Here is a 623-nt window from a genome sequence, read left to right as displayed (position 1 = left end):
GCCACCGCGGCCATGATCGCCGCGACGGCGGGCGCGGTGCGGGCCCGGTTGCGGGCGCCGTCCCGGACGGCGAGCCGCAGCGGCACCGGCAGCCGCCCGGCGACGCGCCCGGTCGCCCCGACCAGCCAAGGCGTGATCATGACGGTGCCGATGACGATCCCGGCCGCGCCGAAGGCGGCGCCGAACTCGTGCAGGCTCCGCAGACCGAACAGGCAGCAGAGCACCCCGGCGGCGACCGGCACGGTGCCCGCGAGCGCCCATCCGCGGCCGCTCCGGGCGGCGCCGGGCTCCCGGCGCCCGGCGAGCACGGAGACGACGTCCGTCCGCGCGGCCCGCCGGGCGGGGACGTACGCCGCGGCGAGGCCGCTGACCGCGCCGAGCAGGACGGTCGCGGCCGCCACCGCCCAGGGCACCTCGAACGGCCCCGGCTGCGCGTCCGTCCCCGCCCGCATGACCGCGGTGGTCGCGGCCCCGGCGGCGATCCCAATCGGCAGGCCCGCCAGCGCGCCCGCGCCGCCCAGCAGCAGACCACCGGCGAGCACCACCGCCCGCAGATGCCGGGGCCCGCCGCCCGCGACCGCCACCAGCGCGAGCAGACGCCGCCGCCTGCGGACATCGACCGC

The 623-nt window shown here is 81.1% G+C and carries 1 protein-coding gene; it reads right to left on the bottom strand.

Annotated elements, in window-relative coordinates:
* On the bottom strand, positions 1–623 hold a 623-nt coding region (locus ACFQ11_RS37800; protein WP_378307766.1), incomplete at both ends, for an FtsX-like permease family protein.

It is taken from the genome of Actinomadura sediminis (assembly GCF_042675525.1).
Classification (GTDB): Bacteria; Actinomycetota; Actinomycetes; order Streptosporangiales; family Streptosporangiaceae; genus Spirillospora; species Spirillospora sediminis.
The sequence above is the reverse complement of the archived record's forward strand: the minus strand, read 5'-3'. Positions and strand labels throughout refer to the sequence as shown.